This window comes from Rothia amarae, assembly GCF_042677725.1.
In the GTDB taxonomy this organism is placed as follows: domain Bacteria; phylum Actinomycetota; class Actinomycetes; order Actinomycetales; family Micrococcaceae; genus Rothia; species Rothia amarae.
In genome coordinates this window covers 40,797-60,777 of sequence record NZ_JBHUCN010000013.1, presented here as the reverse complement: position 1 = coordinate 60,777, position 19,981 = coordinate 40,797, and the positions used below count along the sequence as shown (strand labels likewise).

13 protein-coding genes are annotated in these 19,981 nt (G+C 55.0%); 3 read left to right on the top strand and 10 right to left on the bottom strand.

Annotated features, from left to right (window positions below):
- Nucleotides 1-17: 17 nt before the first annotated feature.
- Together ACFR81_RS07070 and ACFR81_RS07065 are read right to left on the bottom strand one after the other, a co-directional pair.
- Nucleotides 18-3,665, bottom strand: a complete 3,648-nt coding sequence (locus ACFR81_RS07070; RefSeq protein WP_343875441.1) for an ATP-dependent DNA helicase — start codon at nucleotides 3,663-3,665, stop codon at nucleotides 18-20.
- Between the two features lie 7 nt (nucleotides 3,666-3,672).
- Nucleotides 3,673-7,002: an ATP-dependent helicase gene (locus ACFR81_RS07065; RefSeq protein WP_343875443.1), complete on the bottom strand. Its 3,330-nt coding sequence runs from the start codon at nucleotides 7,000-7,002 to the stop codon at nucleotides 3,673-3,675.
- Between the two features lie 189 nt (nucleotides 7,003-7,191).
- Between ACFR81_RS07065 and ACFR81_RS07060 the strand changes: the two genes are divergently transcribed.
- Together ACFR81_RS07060 and ACFR81_RS07055 are read left to right on the top strand one after the other, a co-directional pair.
- Nucleotides 7,192-7,881 carry a 3'-5' exonuclease gene (locus tag ACFR81_RS07060; protein WP_343875563.1) on the top strand — a complete coding sequence of 230 codons (690 nt, stop codon included), beginning with the start codon at nucleotides 7,192-7,194 and terminating at the stop codon, nucleotides 7,879-7,881.
- An 85-nt stretch (nucleotides 7,882-7,966) separates the two neighbouring features.
- Complete coding sequence (locus ACFR81_RS07055; protein ID WP_233126019.1) at nucleotides 7,967-9,316, top strand: threonine/serine exporter family protein; 1,350 nt, start codon at nucleotides 7,967-7,969, stop codon at nucleotides 9,314-9,316.
- Between the two features lie 87 nt (nucleotides 9,317-9,403).
- On the opposite strand, the gene hemL is transcribed toward ACFR81_RS07055, so the two are convergent.
- The 8 genes from hemL to hemE form a co-directional block, all read right to left on the bottom strand.
- Nucleotides 9,404-10,729: a glutamate-1-semialdehyde 2,1-aminomutase gene (hemL, locus tag ACFR81_RS07050; RefSeq protein WP_068171366.1), complete on the bottom strand. Its 1,326-nt coding sequence runs from the start codon at nucleotides 10,727-10,729 to the stop codon at nucleotides 9,404-9,406.
- A gap of 111 nt (nucleotides 10,730-10,840) precedes the next feature.
- Entirely contained in the window at nucleotides 10,841-11,839 is a 999-nt protein-coding gene (hemB, locus tag ACFR81_RS07045; protein ID WP_343875447.1) for a porphobilinogen synthase, read from the bottom strand.
- 35 nt (nucleotides 11,840-11,874) lie between these two features.
- Nucleotides 11,875-12,759, bottom strand: a complete 885-nt coding sequence (locus tag ACFR81_RS07040) for a uroporphyrinogen-III synthase (protein ID WP_068171371.1) — start codon at nucleotides 12,757-12,759, stop codon at nucleotides 11,875-11,877.
- Nucleotides 12,759-13,721, bottom strand: coding sequence for a hydroxymethylbilane synthase (gene hemC / locus ACFR81_RS07035; protein ID WP_151147292.1), 963 nt, complete (start codon nucleotides 13,719-13,721; stop codon nucleotides 12,759-12,761). The genes ACFR81_RS07040 and hemC overlap by 1 nt, the downstream gene beginning before the upstream one ends.
- The gene (locus ACFR81_RS07030; protein WP_151147290.1) at nucleotides 13,718-15,043 is read right to left on the bottom strand and encodes a ferrochelatase; all 1,326 of its coding nucleotides are present in this window, start codon (nucleotides 15,041-15,043) and stop codon (nucleotides 13,718-13,720) included. The genes hemC and ACFR81_RS07030 overlap by 4 nt, the downstream gene beginning before the upstream one ends.
- The gene (gene hemQ / locus ACFR81_RS07025; protein ID WP_318275013.1) at nucleotides 15,044-15,778 is read right to left on the bottom strand and encodes a hydrogen peroxide-dependent heme synthase; all 735 of its coding nucleotides are present in this window, start codon (nucleotides 15,776-15,778) and stop codon (nucleotides 15,044-15,046) included.
- A gap of 122 nt (nucleotides 15,779-15,900) precedes the next feature.
- Nucleotides 15,901-17,352, bottom strand: a complete 1,452-nt coding sequence (hemG, locus tag ACFR81_RS07020; protein ID WP_068171381.1) for a protoporphyrinogen oxidase — start codon at nucleotides 17,350-17,352, stop codon at nucleotides 15,901-15,903.
- Between the two features lie 19 nt (nucleotides 17,353-17,371).
- Nucleotides 17,372-18,490 (bottom strand): uroporphyrinogen decarboxylase, encoded by a 1,119-nt coding sequence (gene hemE, locus ACFR81_RS07015; RefSeq protein WP_343875451.1) that lies wholly within the window; start codon nucleotides 18,488-18,490, stop codon nucleotides 17,372-17,374.
- Nucleotides 18,491-18,669: 179 nt separating this feature from the next.
- Between hemE and ACFR81_RS07010 the strand changes: the two genes are divergently transcribed.
- A complete protein-coding gene (locus tag ACFR81_RS07010) occupies nucleotides 18,670-19,971 on the top strand; it encodes a glutamyl-tRNA reductase (RefSeq protein WP_343875454.1) in 1,302 nt (433 codons plus the stop codon).
- The last annotated feature ends 10 nt before the right edge of the window (nucleotides 19,972-19,981 follow it).

Below are 19,981 nucleotides of genomic sequence, written 5' to 3'. Positions count from 1 at the left end.
AAGTATAAGAGGTAGGTTTAGCGTTTTCTACGCTGAGACGCTTCCCCCTGTTGTCCAGCCTTGTACGCTCGACGAATCAGCCTCTTCAACGATTCTTCGTCAGCCAGATGTTGCGGTCGCACTGTCTTTGCCGCCCCCACGTAGAAGAAAGTGGCAAAAACGTCCTCAACTGGGATGTCATTCAACCGGGCAAAAGCCAACCGGTACAGTGCTAGCTGGATGGATTTAGCCTCCATCTCAGAAGCACGAGGAACTCGACCCGTTTTCCAGTCCACCAGTTCCCACGTCACCTGTCCCGATTCATCAACGTGGCGATAAATAGCATCTACTCGCCCCCGCACCGAAATACCTTCAACCGGGGTTTCGAGCGGAAATTCCACTGCCCACGGTTGCAGGTTTGCCCACTCGCTCGCCAAAAAGTTTTCCCGTAGTTGCGGTAAATCTAAAGAATCATCAATGTCATCGTCGGCAAACTCTTCATTTCCCATATCTAGCATTGCGGAGTGCTCAAAATGGGACTCCACCCAGGCATGAAAAATGCTACCCTGACGGGCTTCGATGCCGGGACGTTGCGGCATCGGTCGTATCAAATTACTCACAACAGCTTCTGTGTTACTTTTCAACGCCACCAGCTGCGAGGCGCTGAGGTGAGAGGGTAGCTCAAACTCGCGATACTCCGTTGGTTCGTTGAGCAGCGCCAGGAGTAGCTCGGTTTCTTGACGCCAATCCTCAATGGAAGGCCCGTCCAGCTGGGTTTGTTCTCCTCCGATGACAGCTGGCGAGTCGCCCTCCTTCGCAGAACCACGAAGGACGTTTTGCGCGGCACGGGTAAGCCTCGCTCGCCGGGAAACCGCCGGGTCGCGAAGAATATCTGTGGTCATAGATTCACCTGCAGAGGGGGAAGTATTCTCTGAACTATGTCCTGCATCATGAGCCAGAGCCCATTCTTCTTCGCTCTTCCACTGAATAACTTCGGGCCCATCCAGAGGGTCAAAAGGCCATAGAGCGGTGGTGAGCGACGCCGATTGAGGATTCTCCTCCCCTATCTGAGTTTCGTCCAAGGTACGCAGCATCAACGGCATGTCGCTCGCAGGATCATGGTGGGGACTCAATTGTGCTTCCTCAGCCAGTTCCTCCCAAAATTCAGAAGCTTGCACAGGCTTACTCGCGGTCCCTTTCCAAGCTGCAGAGCCCAGCATCAGAAGAGTGCGAGCGCGCGTGATACCCACGTAGGCAAGACGCCGTTCCTCCGCAGTACTGTGTATCAGGGCTTCTTCTTTGAACTGCCCTATATATGCCTTGAAATCAGTGAGGTTTTCGTGGTCGGGATTCCACCCGGGCAAAAAGTTCTTGTCCCCGCGTAGAGGCCAGGGAACAGTCTGCGAATTCTGGGTCCAGCGCGCGTCTTTTGTCAGGGGAAAATCGCCTTGGTAGAGCCCTGGAATGTAGACGTGGTCCCATTCAAGACCCTTCGAGGCATGCACCGTCAGAATCTGCACCGCATCATGACGCGGCTCTTCAGCAGCCATTTCCAGCCCAGATTCTTCAGCAGCAGCGGCGTCCAACCATGCCAAGAAACCGTTAATTCCGCTGGCTGATCCGCTCGATGCGGTCAAGCTGAAACGAAGTATTCGTTCGTCGTCTTCAGTCAGCTCATCGCTGTTCTGAAACGCTGCCGCTCCTGCATGTAGGGTGGCGTTGATGCGCGGAGCGCTCATCGCATACTGAGCGGCAACCTCGTGGAAGGCATCTAGATTTCGACGCGCCTCATGGTTGCCTCGCCCCGGCTTAGCCGCCAACTCGATATCGAGCAGAATTGTCCGCTCAATTTCTACCAGCAAACTTGAAATATCATCTGCCATAAATTGGCGAAGATAACTGAATTCTGCAGCAAGTGCCTGAAGCCTTTGCAGACCCACCTCGGTCAGTGAACGGCCTCTGACTGACGTCCAGCCCGGTTTGGGTAAGGTTTCCAGCGCTTCAATCAAAGAGGAATGATCCGTAATATCCGAAACGGTCTCCCTCGCCTGCCTAGCCTCTTCTTCTGCCCGTTCTTGCTCACTTAAGTCGGCAAAAAGGTTCTCCGCGCGCCCTTCTCGAATAGCTTTCTCGCGCTCGCGTGCAAGGTGGGTGGACCAGTCGGACAACGCCAGCAGGTCAGATAAACCGAGTCGCCAGCGGGCACCTGCCATGAGACGCATCAGGGCATCCGAGCGCCCCGGGTCAGCAAGAACTCGCAGAACAGACACCATATCGATTACTTCAGGGGTCTCCAGCAAACCTCCTAATCCAACGATTTGATAGGGAACACCCAACTCTTCACATGCCTGGCGGATAGGTTCCATCATGGCGCGTTTCTTACACAGCACTGCCATAGTGGGCATTTCGGTCAGAGGACGGTGAGCATGATGGGCTCGTTCCTGGGCTATTTTCTCTACCATCGAGCGAGCCTCTTCTTGGTCAGTGAGGTAGCGGCCCATCAGCACTTGTCCGACGCCCGGTTCTGGTCTGGCTACTAAATCGGGTACGTCTACCTGGTGAGGTGAGCGAACCCATGCGGGTTGCACTTTGAGCGGATCAGCTACCCGGTTAGCCGCATGAAGAATTGCCGTGTCATTTCGCCACGCGACGGTCAGATAACTTGCGGTGGTGTCTTGGGTGGGAAAGTAGCTGTAGAAGCTAAACAGTTGGCCGTCGGATGCCCCACGGAAGCCGTAAATTGATTGCTTGGGGTCGCCCACCGCCATGACCGGATGTTCTTCGCGCCCCTTTGTTCCGCCAAACAAATCGGAAAATAACTGCATCTGAGCATGGGACGTATCTTGAAATTCGTCCAGCAAGACCACCTTGAAACGATCCCGCTCCGTGGCACTTGCCTGCGGTATCTCGCGGGCTATACGCGCAGCTAACGCCACTAAATCGCCATAGTCCATAACCTGCATTTGCTTCTTCAAGCGAGAATACTGCTGCACTAAAAGAGCATAGAAAACACGGTTGTGAAGCCTTTGTACCAGTTTGTTCCGCTCGCTCACAGCCCCGGGTTTATCGATGTTTTCTAATGCGGCAATTTGCTGCTGGCACCATTCAATGATGGTTTCGGGGTCAATGAGGTGCTCGGAGCACTCCCCTGCCAGTTGCATCACGCCCTCGATGATGCTCTTTTTCGACGGCGGATCAACCGGCAACAGTTTGGGATCTACAAACTCAACCAGCTGTGCGACCAGCTGCCATGCCTGTGCGCTACCCAGCATCTGCGCATCCTGTTCAATCCCCAGTCGCAGACCGTAATTCGCCACTAACGTATTGGCATAGGAGTGGTAGGTGGAAACACTGGGATCTGAAACCGGGGCATTTTCCTCATTCTGCGGAGTACGCACCATGTCTAAGCGGCGTAGCTGTTCCAAGCGCATACGCATACGCTCCCGTAGTTCACCGGCGGCTTTGCGGGTAAAGGTGACGCCCAGCACTTGATCGGCTCGAACTAATCCGTTGGCTACAAGCCAGACCACACGATCCACCATGGTCGCCGTCTTACCCGATCCGGCGCCTGCCACGACCAAACGCGGGGTGAGGGGGGAGGCAATAATCGCTGACTGTTCAACTGTAGGGCGCGGACGTCCCAGAGCATCGGCAATTTCTTCGGGAGTATATAAATGTTGTTGCATCGTAGACCTAATTCTGAGTGACCTGGCGGCCGCGGTTGCACAGCGGGCAGATATCGGGAAGTTTGCATTGAATGCCGAAAGAACTGCTGGAGGACGACGTATGCCGTGCCTCCACATGGTTGCCCGCAATCAGTTCGGCCGCTCGATTAATGAGTTCAACAGCCCAAGTACTTGAGGAAGTGAGAGCCGGTTGTTCTTGCTCTATGTACGTCTTAGTATCTCTACCTAGTTGAATGAGGAAGGCTCCACCGGAAAGTTCCTGAAGACCCTCGAATTTCAGCTTGTTGGGAAGCGATAGATGGTGCTCGCTAAAAGCTTGCGCCATGTGCTCACCTGCGCCAGCTTCCAATGCAACCTGGTAAGAGGCGAGCTGAGGGTGCTTCTGCAGGTCAGCTTTGGTGGGCTGGGTGGAGCCTGTTTTCAAGTCAATAATCACGAATCTGCCCAGCGAGTCCACTTCTAGTCGATCCACTCGTCCGCTCAGAAGAGCATCCCGCGCTGGCCCGGGAATGAGTACACTAAAGGCACCTTCAACACCCACCAGTTTGCGCCCCAGCGTGGAAAGATCTGCGGTGTACTGCGCAAACTTTCGCACCATTGTTTCCGCACGCTCTATCACCTGCACTGACTCCCACGTATCTGGCAAGTTCAGTTGTTTGATGCGCTGGTGTAATTCATCGAGTAGTTGATGTCCGGGAGCATCTGGCATATCTTCAGCAAGTTCGTGTACCAGAGTACCGAGTGTTCGCGATAGGTCTGTGGCCGCCTCTGCTTTGGAAGCGGAAACAAACCAGTCCAGAGGTGAACGGTGAATTTCGGCTACCCGGGACGGTGAGATGGGAATTGGCTCGTTCTCCCCGAACCCTGCGCCAGTTGAAGAAATCGGTAGCAGACCCCACCAGGTAGCAGGGTGAACACCGGGTAGGTGGGCTCCCGCTGTTTGGGCAGGATCATTGAGCCGATGCAAAATTTCAGTTGCCGCCTGTGCTCGGTGGAAATCGTCGTCCTGTTTTTCTGCCCACTGGCGAAGCTCAGCGATGAGAGCGCGCAAGGTCATAGGACGCCGCACTTCTACGTTGGTGCGCTGCCCCTCTGGAGCTGGCGCTACCATATCGAGAAATTCGCTCGGTGCGTCATCAACCGAGGAAACCGCGGTACAGATGAGGCGTTCGCTGGCGCGGGAAACAGCCGTAGAGAATTGCCGTAACTCATCGTAGCGGGTATCTCGTATTCGATCGCCGATAGAGACAGTCGCGGCTGCTTGCGGACCCACATCAAAAATATCGGTGAGTTGCTGGGTATTCAGTAAAGAACCACGAATGGTGGTGTTGGGCCAGGTGCCCTCTTGCAATCCGGCGATATAGACAGTGTCCCACTGCCTCCCCGCTGCGAGTGCGGGGGTAAGGATCTCAACGGCATCGTAAGAATTTGCCCGCTGAGCTAGGGTATCCATTGGTAAATCTTGGGAATCGATGTAGTCCAAGAACTGTGCGGCGGTGGCACCGGGCATCTGGTCAACGTAGCGAGCAGCTGCCTCGAATAATCCGAGCATGGCATCTAAGTCGCGGTGCGCGCGGTCGGCTCCTACTCCTTGAGAGAGGGCTTGTTCTCGCCAAGGTTGGGCAAGACCCGATGCCTCCCACAGCGCCCAGAGCACCGTTTCAGCCGTTCCACCTTCTTGTTGTAGAGCTTCGGTTCCCGCCGCCAAAACATTGCTGATTCGACGTGCAGCAGCTCCGGCATTTCCCGCCGGCAAGTTGCTGGGGTTCAAGAGCGCTTCCACCAGCAAATCATCGCTGGACCGTGTTCCTCCGGCTCGGAGTTCTTCGGCGCGCAATCTCTGCCTGAGACGGCGTACGTCCATGGGAGAAGCACCTCCCAAGCGGGAGGTCAGAAGAGACAATGCAGTATCAACTCCCCATCCTTGAGCAGGGCGCTGAGTATGGGTTTCTTCTTGACCAGGTTCAGTTTCATCCTCAGACGAGCGCGGAGAAGGAGCAAGAAGAATCAGCGAGAGGGCATCAAGGAAGGGGCGCACCGCGGGTTCATCACGCACAGGTGTGAGCGCAGATGACGTTTGCACGGGAATACCTTGCCCCACCAAAACCCGTTTGATACGAGAAACATCCGAACTATTTCGGACGATCACCGCTGAACGCGAAAAAGCTTTGCCTCGGTAAAGATGATCTTCCAAAAGCATTTGCGCTATCAGACGTGATTCATGCTGGGCTGTTTCGACTGTCAACCCTTGTACGATAGGGCGATTGTCCTGGGACTTTTCGGGGTCCAGCAGGGTGCCGTCGTCGCCTAAATTCCACAGTGCCTGTTCCTGGGTATCACCCGCCGGTTCGGTGAGATCACGGCTATGCCGTGCCTGGGCGACGACGGGGATGCGGGTTGCTACCGATTCCCAGGAGCGCGCGATGTCAGGAGGCATTCTATAAGAAACATCGAGCATGTCGCGGTACGGGTGATTCAAGATATCTTCAAGCTGGCTCGCGAGAGTAGGACGGGCGCCGCGGAAACCTTGAACTACGGTGTCGGTGCATACCGTCACGCTAAATGCAGGGGCAGGTTCTGCTGAACTTTCGGAATTTGCTAAGACGCGCAGAAGGCGAAAAATAGAGGGCGTAGCCTCCTGCATATCGTCTACCAAAACCAGTTGCAGTTGAGCACGTTCGGCAGTTAGGAATTCAGGGTTTTTCAGGAATGTTTCCGTTGCCTGATGAATCAATGCCGCAGGGTCAAAAGCGTTAGGCATCCGTAGGCGGCGTATCTGCTGATATTCAGTATATAGTTGCGCCGCTGCCGCCCATTCTGGATGGTCCCAGTGCTGGGCTAGTTCTTTGACGTGCTCGGAGGTGAGGTTGTATTCGGCCATGCGGTCAAAGAAATCGCGTATTTCGTGGCGGAAACCCCGTGTTCCTAGAGCTTCATGCAAATCCACGGGCCAGAACACTGCTAGACCTTCTCCCCGGCTATGTCCGGCGAGAAGTTCGGCAATCATGACGTCCTGTTCTGGACCGGAAATGAGTTTGGGAGAGAATTCTAGACCGGGCAGGATGCCTAAAGCATGTGCTCGTCGGAGAACATCAAAAGCATATGCCTGCCAAGCGCGAATCGGCGCGGAAGACATGGTGGTTTGCGCCCGTGCAGTGAGTTCTTCTCGTATGCGAGTAGCAGATTGACGGGTGGGGGTGAGTATCAGCAAAGAGGCGGGGTCTGCGCCCTCCGAGAGAAAGCGATGGGCACGCTCTATTATGCCCTCGGTCTTGCCGGTTCCTGGTGCGCCGAGGATGAGTTCGTGCTGGGGCAAACCTGATAACTTCTGGTTCATGCTGTGCGCTCTATCCTTCTCTCTTCTACCCCCTGTTTTCCCTGCAATTTCTATCTGCGAGCAGGCGGGTTCTTCAAGACTATGTCAGAACTATGGCAAAGACGACTGACAAGATAAGCAATTTTTCCCTTCATGACAGCAGGAGATCTGAGAATCGAAGAATTTTCTCAGAAGTTATATAGTCGTTCCATGACTGCATGGACTGAGCTACCCCGCGCCACCTTTGATTTAGAAACCACTGGAATTGATCCCTCAACAGCCCGTATCGTGACGGCATCGCTGGTTTTGGTCAATCCCGATGGCACAGTGCTGCGTGCTGGCGAGTGGCTAGCCAACCCCAGTGTAGAAATACCGGAGCAAGCCGCGGCAGTTCACGGAATCACTACCGAATACGCCCAAGAACACGGACGAGATGCCCGCGAGGTGGTCTACGAGCTGGCAATGGCTCTCGGGGGTCTCTTTCATGACGGCGTGCCCGTTATTGCATTCAATGCCGCCTACGATTTTTCGGTGCTTCATCACGAGCTCAAACGCTATGACTTCCCTGAGCTCACCTGCTATCCGGTACTTGACCCTTACGTCATCAATAAACAGGTGCACAAGTTCAAAAAAGGTAAGCGCACCCTCGAAGTTCTGAGCGCCGAATACGGCGTGAGTTTGGAAAATGCTCATACCTCTAAGGACGACGCGATGGCGGCAGAGCGGTTGCTTGCAGCGATGGCTCAGCAGTATCCGCAAATTATTGTAGATGCTCAGTCTTTGCACGAAGAACAAATAGGTTGGGCACGCGCTCAGGCTGCTGAATTTCAGGATTATCTGCAGCGCCAGGGAAAGAACGAAGTTATCGATGGTTCATGGCCTGTGCGTACTGCTAGGTGAGTAACATCGCGTTTACACGCGACCTGCTTCTGCTCAATGGATGCCACCATTGAATCGATTCTGATTCCATTCGAGAGGGATTATTGTGGCTGATTCGTCTATGGTTCCGCCCACCAATAGCATCTATCTAGGGTCCACCCGCTCCCAGCACGAGCATCTCGTGGCCCAATCAGGTGTTGTGCTGAAACTCGGGTTGCTCCTGTTGAAGTCTGGAGCGAGCGCCTATCGGGTCAAAGCATCCATGGCACGGCTAGCTCGTGCGGTGGGTTTGGAAGAGCATCATTCGCAGGTCTCTTTTACCGAAATTACTACTACTGCGTACTCTACCGGCAATTTTCGCACTGAAATTGCTGAGCAACGAGTCATGGGCATTTCTGCCTATCGGATGGATTTACTCAGCGATTTTGTCTCAAATCTGCCCGAGAAAATTTCCCCTCAAGCAGCTTCCGCTGAGATTGATCGGATCGCCACGCTCCCCCATCTCTATTCAAAATTTTGGTTGGCATTGGCTGCAGCTTTCGCGTGTGCAGGCTTTGCTTTCCTTAATGGTGGTGGCTTGGTGGGGTGCCTTGTAGTTTTCGGTGCAGCTGGCATTGGTCAGTTGATTCGTACCCTTTTGATGCATCGCGAGGTCAATCATCTGGCGATTTGGTTTGTGTGTGGTGTAATTTCAGCAGGAATCTATAGCGGTACGATTGGTGTCCTTGCCTCAGCTTCACTGATTGCTCCGAACCATATGGTGGGCTTCATTTCTTCCATTCTTTTCTTAGTGCCAGGTTTTCCTTTGGTCACAGGTATGCTCGATCTTGCCCGCTTCGACTTTTCGGCGGCGATTTCACGGCTCACCTATGTTGCTCTATTGCTGGTGAGCGCATCCGCTGCAGTATGGATTCTGGCGTTCCTCTTCGAGCTCCCTTTGGACGTCGCCACCCCAGCGCCTATGACCCCTTGGATGCGTTATTCACTCCAAATGGTTGCTTCGTTTATTGCAGCCTATGGTTTCGCCATGCTCTTCTCAGCGCTCCCCTTTGCCTGTTTATGGGCAGGATTTATAGCGGCGCTAGTTAACCCAGCTCGTCTATTTCTCACCGAAGCTGGTTTGACGCCGCAGATTTCGGTTTTTCTGGCCGCGCTCGTCGCTGCTCTTCTGGCTGAACTCATCTCACCGCTCCATGGGCGGAAGTATTCCCGTATTTCGCTCTCAGTGCCTGCTGTCGTCACTATGGTACCGGGGGTGATGTTCTACCGTTCCATGGCGTATCTTTCTAACGGTAATCTCACGGATGCGATTTCCGGCATGGTTGATGTTTTTCTGATTTTCTTAGCTATTGGTAGTGGCTTAGTAATCTCACGTTTTGTCACCGATGAGAACTGGCTTTTCAACAGAGATCTTCAAAAAGTCCGCACGTATGATTCCCATGCTCATTTACGCTAATGATGCGGTGAGAAGACGACGCCCCGGCACTCTCTGGTGAGAATACCGGGGCATCGTTATAGAGAAAATAGTCTCTTACTATTGGTGTTAGGCGGTAGCCTGAGCTGCTGCCTCTGCGGCATCGGGAAGCGCAGCAATGATTCGATCCATCACAGCATCGGTATGAGCCGATGATAAGAACCACGCCTCGAAAGCGCTCGGCGGTAAGTAGACGCCCGCGTTTAGCATGGAGTGGAAGAACGGCGCATAGCGGAAAGTCTCAGAATTCTTGATATCCGCGTAGTTATGGACGCCGTTTTCAGCCGTACCGAAAGCCACCGAGAACAGATTTCCAGCAGTCTGAATCGAATAATTCAGCCCCTGGGCATCGAAGGCTTCGACAATCGCCTGCTGCAGTTGGCGGGATTTGGCATCGATGCTCTGATAAACCTCAGCGTCTGCCGCCTGCAAGGTAGCCAAACCTGCCGCCATCGAAATCGGATTACCCGAGAGCGTACCAGCCTGATACACCGGGCCGGTGGGAGCAAGATACTCCATGATTTTTCGTTTACCGCCCAACGCTGCGATGGGCATACCGCCGCCAATCACCTTTCCGAAGGTGAAAATATCGGGAACCCATCCGCCGTCGTCGGGTGATGCAAAGCCCCAATAGCCAGCCGAAGACACGCGAAAACCGGTCAATACCTCGTCGAAGACCATCAGCGCGCCATGCTCTTGGGTAATCTCCCGCAGTCCGCGGTTAAATCCCTCGGCAGGGGTAACTACACCCATGTTGCAAGGAGCTGCCTCGGTAATGACTGCGGCAATCTGCCCCTCGTGAGCGGCAAAAGCTGCGCGGACTGCATCCAAATCGTTATAGGGCAACACAATGGTTTCAGCCGCGGTAGCCTCCGTTACGCCTGCCGAACCGGGCATTGCCAAGGTAGCCACGCCCGAACCAGCCTCGGAGAGCAAGGAGTCAACATGCCCGTGGTAGCAGCCGGCAAACTTGATGATCTTATCCCTGCCGGTATAACCGCGTGCCAAGCGAATCGCCGTCATGGTAGCTTCCGTACCGGTAGAGACCATGCGAATCTGATCGATAGCGCCGGGCAGAACATCGTTCATGCGGGAAACTACCAGCTCAGCCAGACGAGTCTCAGATTCGGTAGACGCACCAAAAGAAAGACCGTGCTCCACGGCAGCATGAACCGCTTCAATAACGCGCGAATCCTTATGCCCTAACAAGCTCGGGCCCCAGCTCATTACCAGATCCACATAATTACGGCCATCAGCATCGGTCAGGTACGGCCCCTGTGCCTCCACCATGAAAGCAGGAGTACCGCCTACAGAGTTAAAGGCGCGAACAGGGGAATTCACGCCGCCGGGAATTACCTTTTGAGAGCGGGCAAATAATTCTTCAGAAACAGTCACAGGTCTAAATCCTTTTCGTTAGGTTTCTGGGGATAAGTCTAATGCGTAAGAAATCGAGATGGGGACAGTAAGGCTTCCTCCAGCGGAATAAACCAAGCAAACGTACGCCCGTTACTTCAACCAGCCAGCGACCTCGGTAGCGTAATAGGTCAAAATCATGTCCGCCCCGGCACGTTTGATGCCGCTCAGCGATTCGAGAACGATGCGCTCGCGATCCACCCAGCCGTTGGCAGATGCCGCCTCGATCATCGCGTACTCCCCCGAAACCTGGTAGGCAGCTACAGGAACTGGTGAGAAATCTGCTACCTCGCGCACGATATCTAGGTAAGCCATAGCAGGCTTGACCATCACAAAATCGGCGCCTTCTTCAATATCGAGCTGTGCTTCTAGAACGCCCTCGCGGCGGTTTGCCGGATCTTGCTGGTAGCTCTTGCGATCGCCGTCCAAGGATGAACCCACGGCATCGCGGAAGGGGCCAAAGAATGCTGAGGCGTATTTGGCGGAGTATGCCATGATGGCGACGTCGGTGAATCCGGCGTCGTCCAGTGCCTGACGGATGGCGGCGACCTGCCCGTCCATCATGCCCGAGGGGCTCACCATGTGGGCACCAGCTTTCGCTTGCGCTACCGCCATTTTGCAGTATGACTCTACCGAGGCATCATTATCCACTACCGTATTTCCAAATTGGTCGATGGTGAGCGGACCACAATGGCCATGAGAGGTAAATTCGTCGAGGCAGGTATCAGCCATAATCACGATGTCGTTGCCAAACTTGTGCCGGATAGCGGCAATTGCGCGGTTCAGGATTCCGTCTTCAGCCCAGGCAACGGAGCCTTGATCGTCTTTATCTTCATCGAGAGGTACACCGAACAGGTCGATACAGGCGATACCCGCGTCGATAGCGCGACTCACCTCGTCTAAGACCGAGTCAAGAGTGTGCTGATACTGCCCGGGCATAGATGCAATTTCCTGGGGTGACTCGATGCCGTCTCGAACGAAAAGCACCTGAATAAGGTTGCGAGGGGTCAGCTCAGTTTGAGCGACTAGCGAGCGCATTGCGGCTGTGGTGCGCAGGCGGCGAGGGCGGAAGGGAAGTTCTAGGTTTTTCATGGTGTTCCTTTAACGAAAATTCTGTAGGAAGAAAGTTAGCGGGTCAGGTGTAGAAGGGTATCGCAGGCTGCGGTTGCAAGGTCTGAAGCAGCTGGGCTGGCAGGTACGGTGGCGGTCAGACCCAATTCGACAGCTTGGAGGGCGGTTGATTTTCCAATGGCAATGAGATGGGGGAAATTCTCTCGGCTACCCTGCGGCGAAGTCACCCATCCTTGATAAAACGCCCGGAGTAACGAGGGCGCTGTAGCAATCAGAATTCGCGCAGTGGAATTATCTGCCGAGGTACGTCCCTGAGCTACTTCTAAAGCCTGATTGAGCGAAAGCGGTTCGTACTCCCCGTAAGACTTTGAGCCCTGTACGAGCGCCGATTCAGCGGGAAAGTCCCGCATTTGATAGACGGTGGCGACATCAACCCGGTGTCCTAGCGCTTTCAGTCCTTCGCGAAGTGTTGGACGAGCGTTGGCACCCTGTACGCACAAAATACGTTGGTTCAAACCAGCAGATGCTGGCCACTGTTGAATCATGTGCTGAGCATCTTGGATATCGGGAATGAAATTCGCAGTAATGCCCAGTTTTTTTAGTTCAGCAGCAGTACCCTGTCCCACGGCGGCAATCAATGTTTCCGGGGGAAAGGGTAGAGCTTGAGAAGCTATCAGTTGTTCAAAGGCCCGTACTCCATTGCGACTGGTAAACGTGACCGCATCAAACTGCCCTTTCAAACTCTGGCGGAGCAACTCGCGGGCTACTTCCCGCGCATTCTGGGGGATAAGCTCTGCCTCGTGGAGAGGTACGCAGAGCAGCTCAATTGCGCCAGAAGGTGAAGACAACAGGGATTTCCCTACCCCCTCGAGGAGCTCATCAATGAGCTCCCCAGCGGCGGCAGGTGTTCTCGTCACAAAGATTTGTGCAGATGCAGTCATTAGAGGGTCAGATTTGCCAGGCGGGCGGCGCCCATGGAGAGAAGTTCATCAGCAAGTTTTTCTCCCAATGTTTTCGCGCCATCCGCCGATAGATCGGAAGTGGTTGCTTGGTGGCGTAGGGATTCAGAGCCGTCAGGGTTTGCTACCACTGCGTCTAGGACGAGTGTTTGCTCCTCTAACCGCGCAAAAGTTCCTACGGGAGCTGCGCATCCGGCTTCTAAACGTGCCAACAGAGCCCGCTCGGCGGTCACTGCCCAACGAGTAGGCGCATGGTCGACGGCGCGAATTGCCTCTGCCAGTTCAGTAGCTTTTTCGACGTCGCTCTCGCGCACCTCCAGCGCCAGAGCGCCTTGACCAGCGGCGGGGAGCATCTGAGTGGGATCAAGATAGTCGGTAACTGTCTCTTCAAAACCCAGACGGCGTAAACCTGAGGCCGCCAGAACCACCGCATCGCAGTCCCCGGCAGGTGTGCTTTGGTTTCCATAGGATTCGAATCCTGCCACGCGCGCCAACCGAGTACCCACATTGCCGCGAATATCTACAATCTCGATATCGGGTCGGAGCAAGCGCAATTGTGCTGCTCGGCGGGGAGATCCGGTTCCGATGCGGGCACCAGCGGGTAGTTTTTCTAAGGTCAACCCGTCGCGAGCAATCAGAGCATCACGGGGATCTTCTCGCTCCGGAATCCCCGCAACGACCAGTCCGGGGCAGGGAGCAGTGGGCAAATCTTTGAGAGAGTGCACCGCAAAGTCAACCGATCCGTCGAGCACGCGGGTACGGAGGGTTGCTGCGAATACTCCGGTACCACCCATCTGAGAGAGGGGGCCGGTCAACACATCGCCCTCGGTGCGAACGGTGCGTAGTTCCACCTCAAAGTTGCCGGCTGCAACGATTTGATCGGCTGCCATTCCCGATTGGGTGAGGGCAAGAGCAGAACCGCGCGTTCCTAGGATAAAGGTCATGAACGCGCTCCTTCTGCTTTATCTGCACCTGTATACGTAGCAATGGTGGGCTTCTGAACTTTTGCTCGTGCCGATACGCAACAGTCAGGGTTGCAGGTGTCAAACCATCCAGGGGTGCCGCAGGCACTGGTTCTCAATTCATCCAGCTCAGCGGGATTTTGCGAAGGGGCAGAAGATGCCACACGCTGGCCGATGAGTTGGCGCAACATTTCAACGTACTCGGGGTGGGTTCCGGGAGTCGGTGTCCGTGTTGCCACGAACCCCAGTTTCTCGCAGGTGTCCAGAGCCTCGGTGTCCAAGTCCCACTTGACTTCCATGTGGTCTGAGACGAATCCCAGCGGCACCAGAACCACGCCATCCACAGTGCCTTCTAGCGCTTCGAGGGCATCGTTCACATCGGGTTCAAGCCAGGGCATAGACGGCGGACCGGAACGAGACTGGTAGACCAGCTCCCATTCCACGTCTTTCAACAGCTCAGGATGTTTTTTCTCCACTCCGGCGAGCACCGCGCGAGCAGCCTGCAGATGTTTTTCAACGTAGGCGGAGCCACCTTCGTAGTCGACGCCGCGAGGTCCCGCTTCATTTGCCGCGCTGGTGGGTATCGAGTGGGTGCAGAACATAATGCGAATCTTGCCGTTGCCGGCAGCTTTCCGCTCTGCCTGCTCTAGCCGGGCGCGCACGTCCTGTAGTCCTTCGATGAGACCGTCTTCGAAAGGCGCGATGAAACCGGGGGCGTCAAAATACTGGCGTACCTTATCGATTTGTAGCTTTCCTTCGAGGCCCAGCTGCTCTAAGGCAATACCGTAATCCTCGCGGTATTGGCGGCACGATGAATATCCCGGGTAAGCGCTGGTAGCCAGTACCAAGATTTTGCGCGCGCCCTTGTCGTAGGCCTCTTGAACTACGTCTTTGACGTAAGGCTCCCAGTTTCGATTTGCCCAGGTTATGGGCACATCGGGACCTTTTTCAGCGAGTGCCGTTTGTAGGGCTGCCAGGAGCGCACGGTTCTGCTCGTTAATCGGCGAGACTCCCCCGTTGGCGCGGTAGTGAGTGGCTACCTCTTCTAGACGCTCGTCGGGGATTCCTCGCCCTGCGGTGACGTTGCGCAGAAAGGGGATAACGTCCTCTTGGCCTTCAGGGCCGCCGAAGGAGGAAAGAATAACGAGGTCGTAATCCCGCGGTGCCTCAGAGCGCACACGGGTAAGGTTCTCTTCCCCATGGAACACCTCCAGGTTCTGCTCATTCAGAACGGCTGGCCCGTTGGTTGCAGTGTTCTGGGGGTCTGTCCGATTCGGAATAATGTCGGTGGGAAGTTGAGTCATTTAAGCAAGTACTCCTGCCACTTCACTGGCTTCAATGCGGCGACCAGTGTAGAACGGGATTTCTTCGCGGATGTAGTGGCGTGCCTCTGTGTTGCGGAATGAACGCATCAGGTCTACCAGCAGAACCAGTTCAGGGGATTCGAGGGCAATGAGCCATTCGTAGTCATTGAGTCCGAACGTTGCGATGGTGTTGGGGAGAACTTCGCGGAAGTCTACGCCCTTCATGCCGTGATTCTTCATGATGTCGCGGCGCTTTTCGGGGTTGATGGTGTACCAGTCGTAGGAGCGAACGAAGGGGTAGACGCAAATCCAACGCTCTGGGGCAATACCCTTGGCGAAGGATGGGGTGTGGTTGTTAGAGAATTCTGCATCGCGGTGTACGCCCATGGTCGACCAGACGATTTTGGTGCCGGAGAATGCAACGGTTCGGCGGATATCTCGGATAGCTGCCTGAAGGTCTTCGGGGGTTGCGCCGTGAACCCAGACCATGACGTCGGCGTCGTTGCGCATCGCTGAGACATCGTAGAATCCGCGTACGGTGACGCCGTTGGATTCAAGGCGTGCTACAACCTTGTTCAATTCTTCGGTGGCAGCTTCAGAGGATGCGTTGTCCGCAGGCTGGGTGTCACGGGCAAAAACGGTGTGAATGGAATAGTGGAACTGGTCATCGAGCTCGGCGGTTTCGCCGGGTCGCTGACCCTGAATCTTTCCGTGGGCATCTTTAGCGGTGGGCATGGATGCGCCGTGACCGTGGCTGTATGCGTGTGCTTTTTCCTGCTGTGACATGGTGTTCTTCCTTTTCTGCGTCCCAGTTTGTGTTGAGCTGGCACGCGGCTTCTGTCTGGAAAATAAAATCTTTAGTCGGCTGATGTTGCGTCAATAAATTCGTGCATGGTGCGGCGGGTATCTGCGGTGACGGCGGCTAGCCCGTTGCCTGATAACCAGGCGCCCACTGCGGTAACGCCTTCTAGATCCTGCAGTGAGTTGCGAAACTGCTGTACTTTTTCGCGGTGTCCGGGGCGCATGGTGGGCAAAGAGCCCTTCCATCGCACTACGTCAGCCCCCAGTAAATTGCCCCGGGTGATGCTGACGCCCAGTAGCTTGCCTGCATCGTGCATTGCCAGAGTGATGAGCTGGTCATCATAGAGGGAAACTTCGCGCAAAGGTCCGTGGTCGTTGCCTCGTCCGTAAGACAGACGCACGACGTGTTTGCCCGGACCCATTTCCTCTGCAATCCACTTCCACTTGGCAGTGGCATGGGTTAGCGCTTTGGCGCGTACGGTGGCTACCTGATCGCTGACTAGCAGACCGGTGCCGCGGGGGCGAGAATCCAATTCTGGCTGCTCAATGGCGAGGGTAACCAGAGCAATTTCGTGCCCTGCTTTGACCTGGGGAATGGTGGAAGCATCCAAATGGGATCCCAGGATTCGCAAGGTAGTGGGTCCATCGGTTGCCATCACTAAGTATTTGCCGTGAACCGGTGCAACGCGCTCCCCCAGCTGGGGTGCCCTTTGCAGCAGGGTCCAACCGCCTCGATCGGGGTCACGGTCAACGGCGATGGCATCGTAGCCGGTGAGGATACGCACACGGCGGCGCAAAACATCACGCACCAAAGCCTCAGAGAGCTGGTTCATACCTCCTACTAGGCCAGCAACCTGGGATCCAGCCGGAGAGGCAGCACGCAATGATGCCGAAGCGGCGGCAAGCGAACCTCGCTGGGCGAGCGCTGCCCGCAGACCGGGGATAACGCTTTCAATTTCGACTTCATCGGGATGGGTCGATTGGACGCCGGTGGTTACCGGCGCAACGAGTCGGTCGACAACCTGCTGGCCCATACGCTTGCGAACAAGTTCACCCAGAGTCTTAGCGTTGGCGCCCACAGACGCAGGGAGTAGCTTATCCATCTTGGCTCGTCGAAGACCAGCTGATGAAAGAATTTCCCGGATTGAAGGATCGCTCAAATCGCCAGGAATACCCAGAATTCCCGTACGAGGAGCCGGGTGGGCGCCGTCTTGCAAGTACAGCCATGAGCCGCCGTCATAAGGTGAGCAAATCTTATCTTCAATGCCCAATTCGGTGAGCAGTTCCGCAACATCAGAGGTGCGGGTAGCAAACGATTCAGCCCCCGAATCGAGCACGTGCCCATCTACCTCGTGTGCGCCTACAGCACCACCGAGATGAGAGCGCTTTTCAACGAGAGTAACGCGCAGCCCCTTCATCGCTAGTTCACGGGCAGCGAGCAAACCGGAGATGCCGCCACCTACCACCACCGCAGATTCGCGGTGAGTTCGTCGGGAGTCCATAGCCATTATTGTTCAAGAATGCTTTCTACTCGTGCTGGGTAGTTTGGGTGTGAATATACTCCACCAGGCGGGTCAGGACGGCGGGGTCGGTGCTCGGGGGTACGCCGTGACCCAGATTTACCACGTGGGTGGGTGCGCTGTTGCCAGCTGCTAGTACCTGATCGGTGTGCTCGCGCAGAGCGTCCCAACCCGATGCCAGCAAGGCAGGGTCGATATTTCCTTGCAGTGGAATCCCTCCGCCCAAGCGCTGCTCAGCTTCGGTCAGGGATAGGCGGTAGTCCACTCCAACGACGTCAGCGCCAGCCTCGTGCATAGCGCCGAGTAACTCAGCAGTACCCGTGCCAAAGTGGATACGTGGGACACCGAATTCTTCAACCATTGCCAAAGCATCCGCAGAGTGTTTCTGAACGAAACGCCGATAATCCGCTTCAGATAGTGAACCTGCCCAAGAGTCAAAGAGCTGCACCGCAGACGCGCCGGCTTCTATCTGAGCGCGAAGGAACTGGCCTGAGGTGCGTGCCGCCCACTGCCCCAGGGCTTCCCATGCTTCGGGTTCAGCGTGCATCATGGTTCGCGGGCGCAGGTGGTCGCGGGAGGGTCCACCTTCCACCATATAAGCGGCAACGGTGAAAGGAGCCCCAGCAAAGCCAATCAGTGGGGTATCTCCTAGTTCTTTGACGGTCAGCTCAACAGCTTCGCGAATAGGATCCAACGCAGAGTCTTCAAGTTCGGGAAGGTTCTTGATCTCTTCCAACGTGCGAACCGGAGTATCGAGTACCGGACCGCGCCCGGTCACAATATCAACGCCAACCCCGGCGAGTTTCATAGGAATCACGATGTCAGAAAAGAAGATGCCCGCATCCACGTTGTGTCGTCGCACAGGTTGGAGGGTAATTTCAGCTGCCAACGAAGGAGTCAGGCAAGCATCCAGCATCGGGACACCTTCGCGAACCTTTAAATATTCAGGAAGTGAACGCCCAGCCTGACGCATGAACCACACGGGACGATGCACGCTCTGCCGCCCGGTCAGTGCTCTCATCATTGGAGAGTCAGCGGTTCCACCCGCTCGCAAGGGGTGATGGGCAGGCAGGTGCTTCAGCTGCTCGTCGGTGAGCAAGTTACGCTGGCGAAGTGATGAAGTCATATGTTCTATTGTGCCAATAAATTCTGGGTGTTTTGTCTACACTCTGTCATTTATTTGTGCTCGGCACGGTAAGGAGCGCGAATTCCCCGCTGAGTCCAACCCATTCGGGGTATCTCATTCATGAGTTTGACCTCAGCTATTCGCCAAGGTAGCTCAGACATGTTTATGATATTGAAGTCGTGACTATTTTTTCTCTCGTAGCATCTCACAAAACTGTCGATTTGAGCACCGTGGCACATCTAGCCAACGGTGCTAGTTCACTTGATGCCTCAGAACTCGATGTAGAAACCCGAGGTTTAGTGGTTCTCTCTACCTGCAATCGCCTAGAAATCTACGGGGAAACAGCTCAGGATACTGTGGCGACGGACCAAAAAGCAGAACAAGATGTCGCCGAAGTAGCCACCGCGATTTTTGAAGAACTCTCAGCGCTATCGTCCTTAGATTATTCGACCGTTGAATCAAGTTTTGATGTCTTTTTCAACGACGCTGTAGCTCACCATCTCTTCACCGTTGCCTCAGGTCTTGAATCCGCAGTTGTGGGAGAACGAGAAATCACCGGCCAAGTTCGCCGCGCCATCACTGCCGCTCAAGAAGAGGGCAAAGCCTCTGGAAATCTTGTGCGGCTTTTTGACAACGCAGCCAATACTGCCCGACGAGTAGGACAGCAAACACTCTTGGGCGCTCGCGGACGCTCGGTGGTCTCTGTTGCTTTGGACCTTGCCGACGACGTCGCCGAGAAAACGTGGAAAGACCGATCGGCTTTGGTTTTTGGTACGGGTGCCTATGCAGGTGCCACCGTTGCAGCCTTGCGAGATAGAGGTTGCCAGAATATTACGGTATATTCCTTCACCGGCCGTGCAGCTACTTTTGCCCACAAGCGTGGGGTAAAAGCGATTGACGGCGCTTCTTTGCCTCAGGCGCTGGCTAGTGCAGATGTCATTATCGGGTGTTCGGGTAGCTCTGATCCGCTCAGTGCCGATGAAATTCCTGCGGGAAAGCGGGTTATCCTCGATCTTGCCCTCACTCGCGATTTCGCCCCCGAGGTAGCCGACCTCCCAGATACAGAACTCATTACTTTAGAGTCTGTGCGCTTGGCAGCCCCTGAAGAAATGGATAGTTCCGTACAGCTTGCCCACACAATAGTGGACAATGCTGTTGAGGAATTCCGCATTAAACAAAAGGCGCGCACTGTAGATGCTGCTATTGTTGCTCTTCGAGAGCACACCATGTCCATTCTCGACTCCGAGTTAGAGAAAGTTCGTGGACACTTTGGGTGTGGAGGAGCTGCTGATCAGGTCGAATTCGCAATGCGTCGCATGGTCAAATCCCTTTTACACACTCCTACGGTCAGAGCACGTTCGCTAGCCCAAGAAGGCAGAGAATCCGAATATATTGCGGGTCTCGAAGCACTTTACGGCATTGAAGTTTCGCAGTCTCAAGAAAAAGTCGTCCGAGATATCCCTCAGGCAGATGCGTCTTAGAGTATGGCAT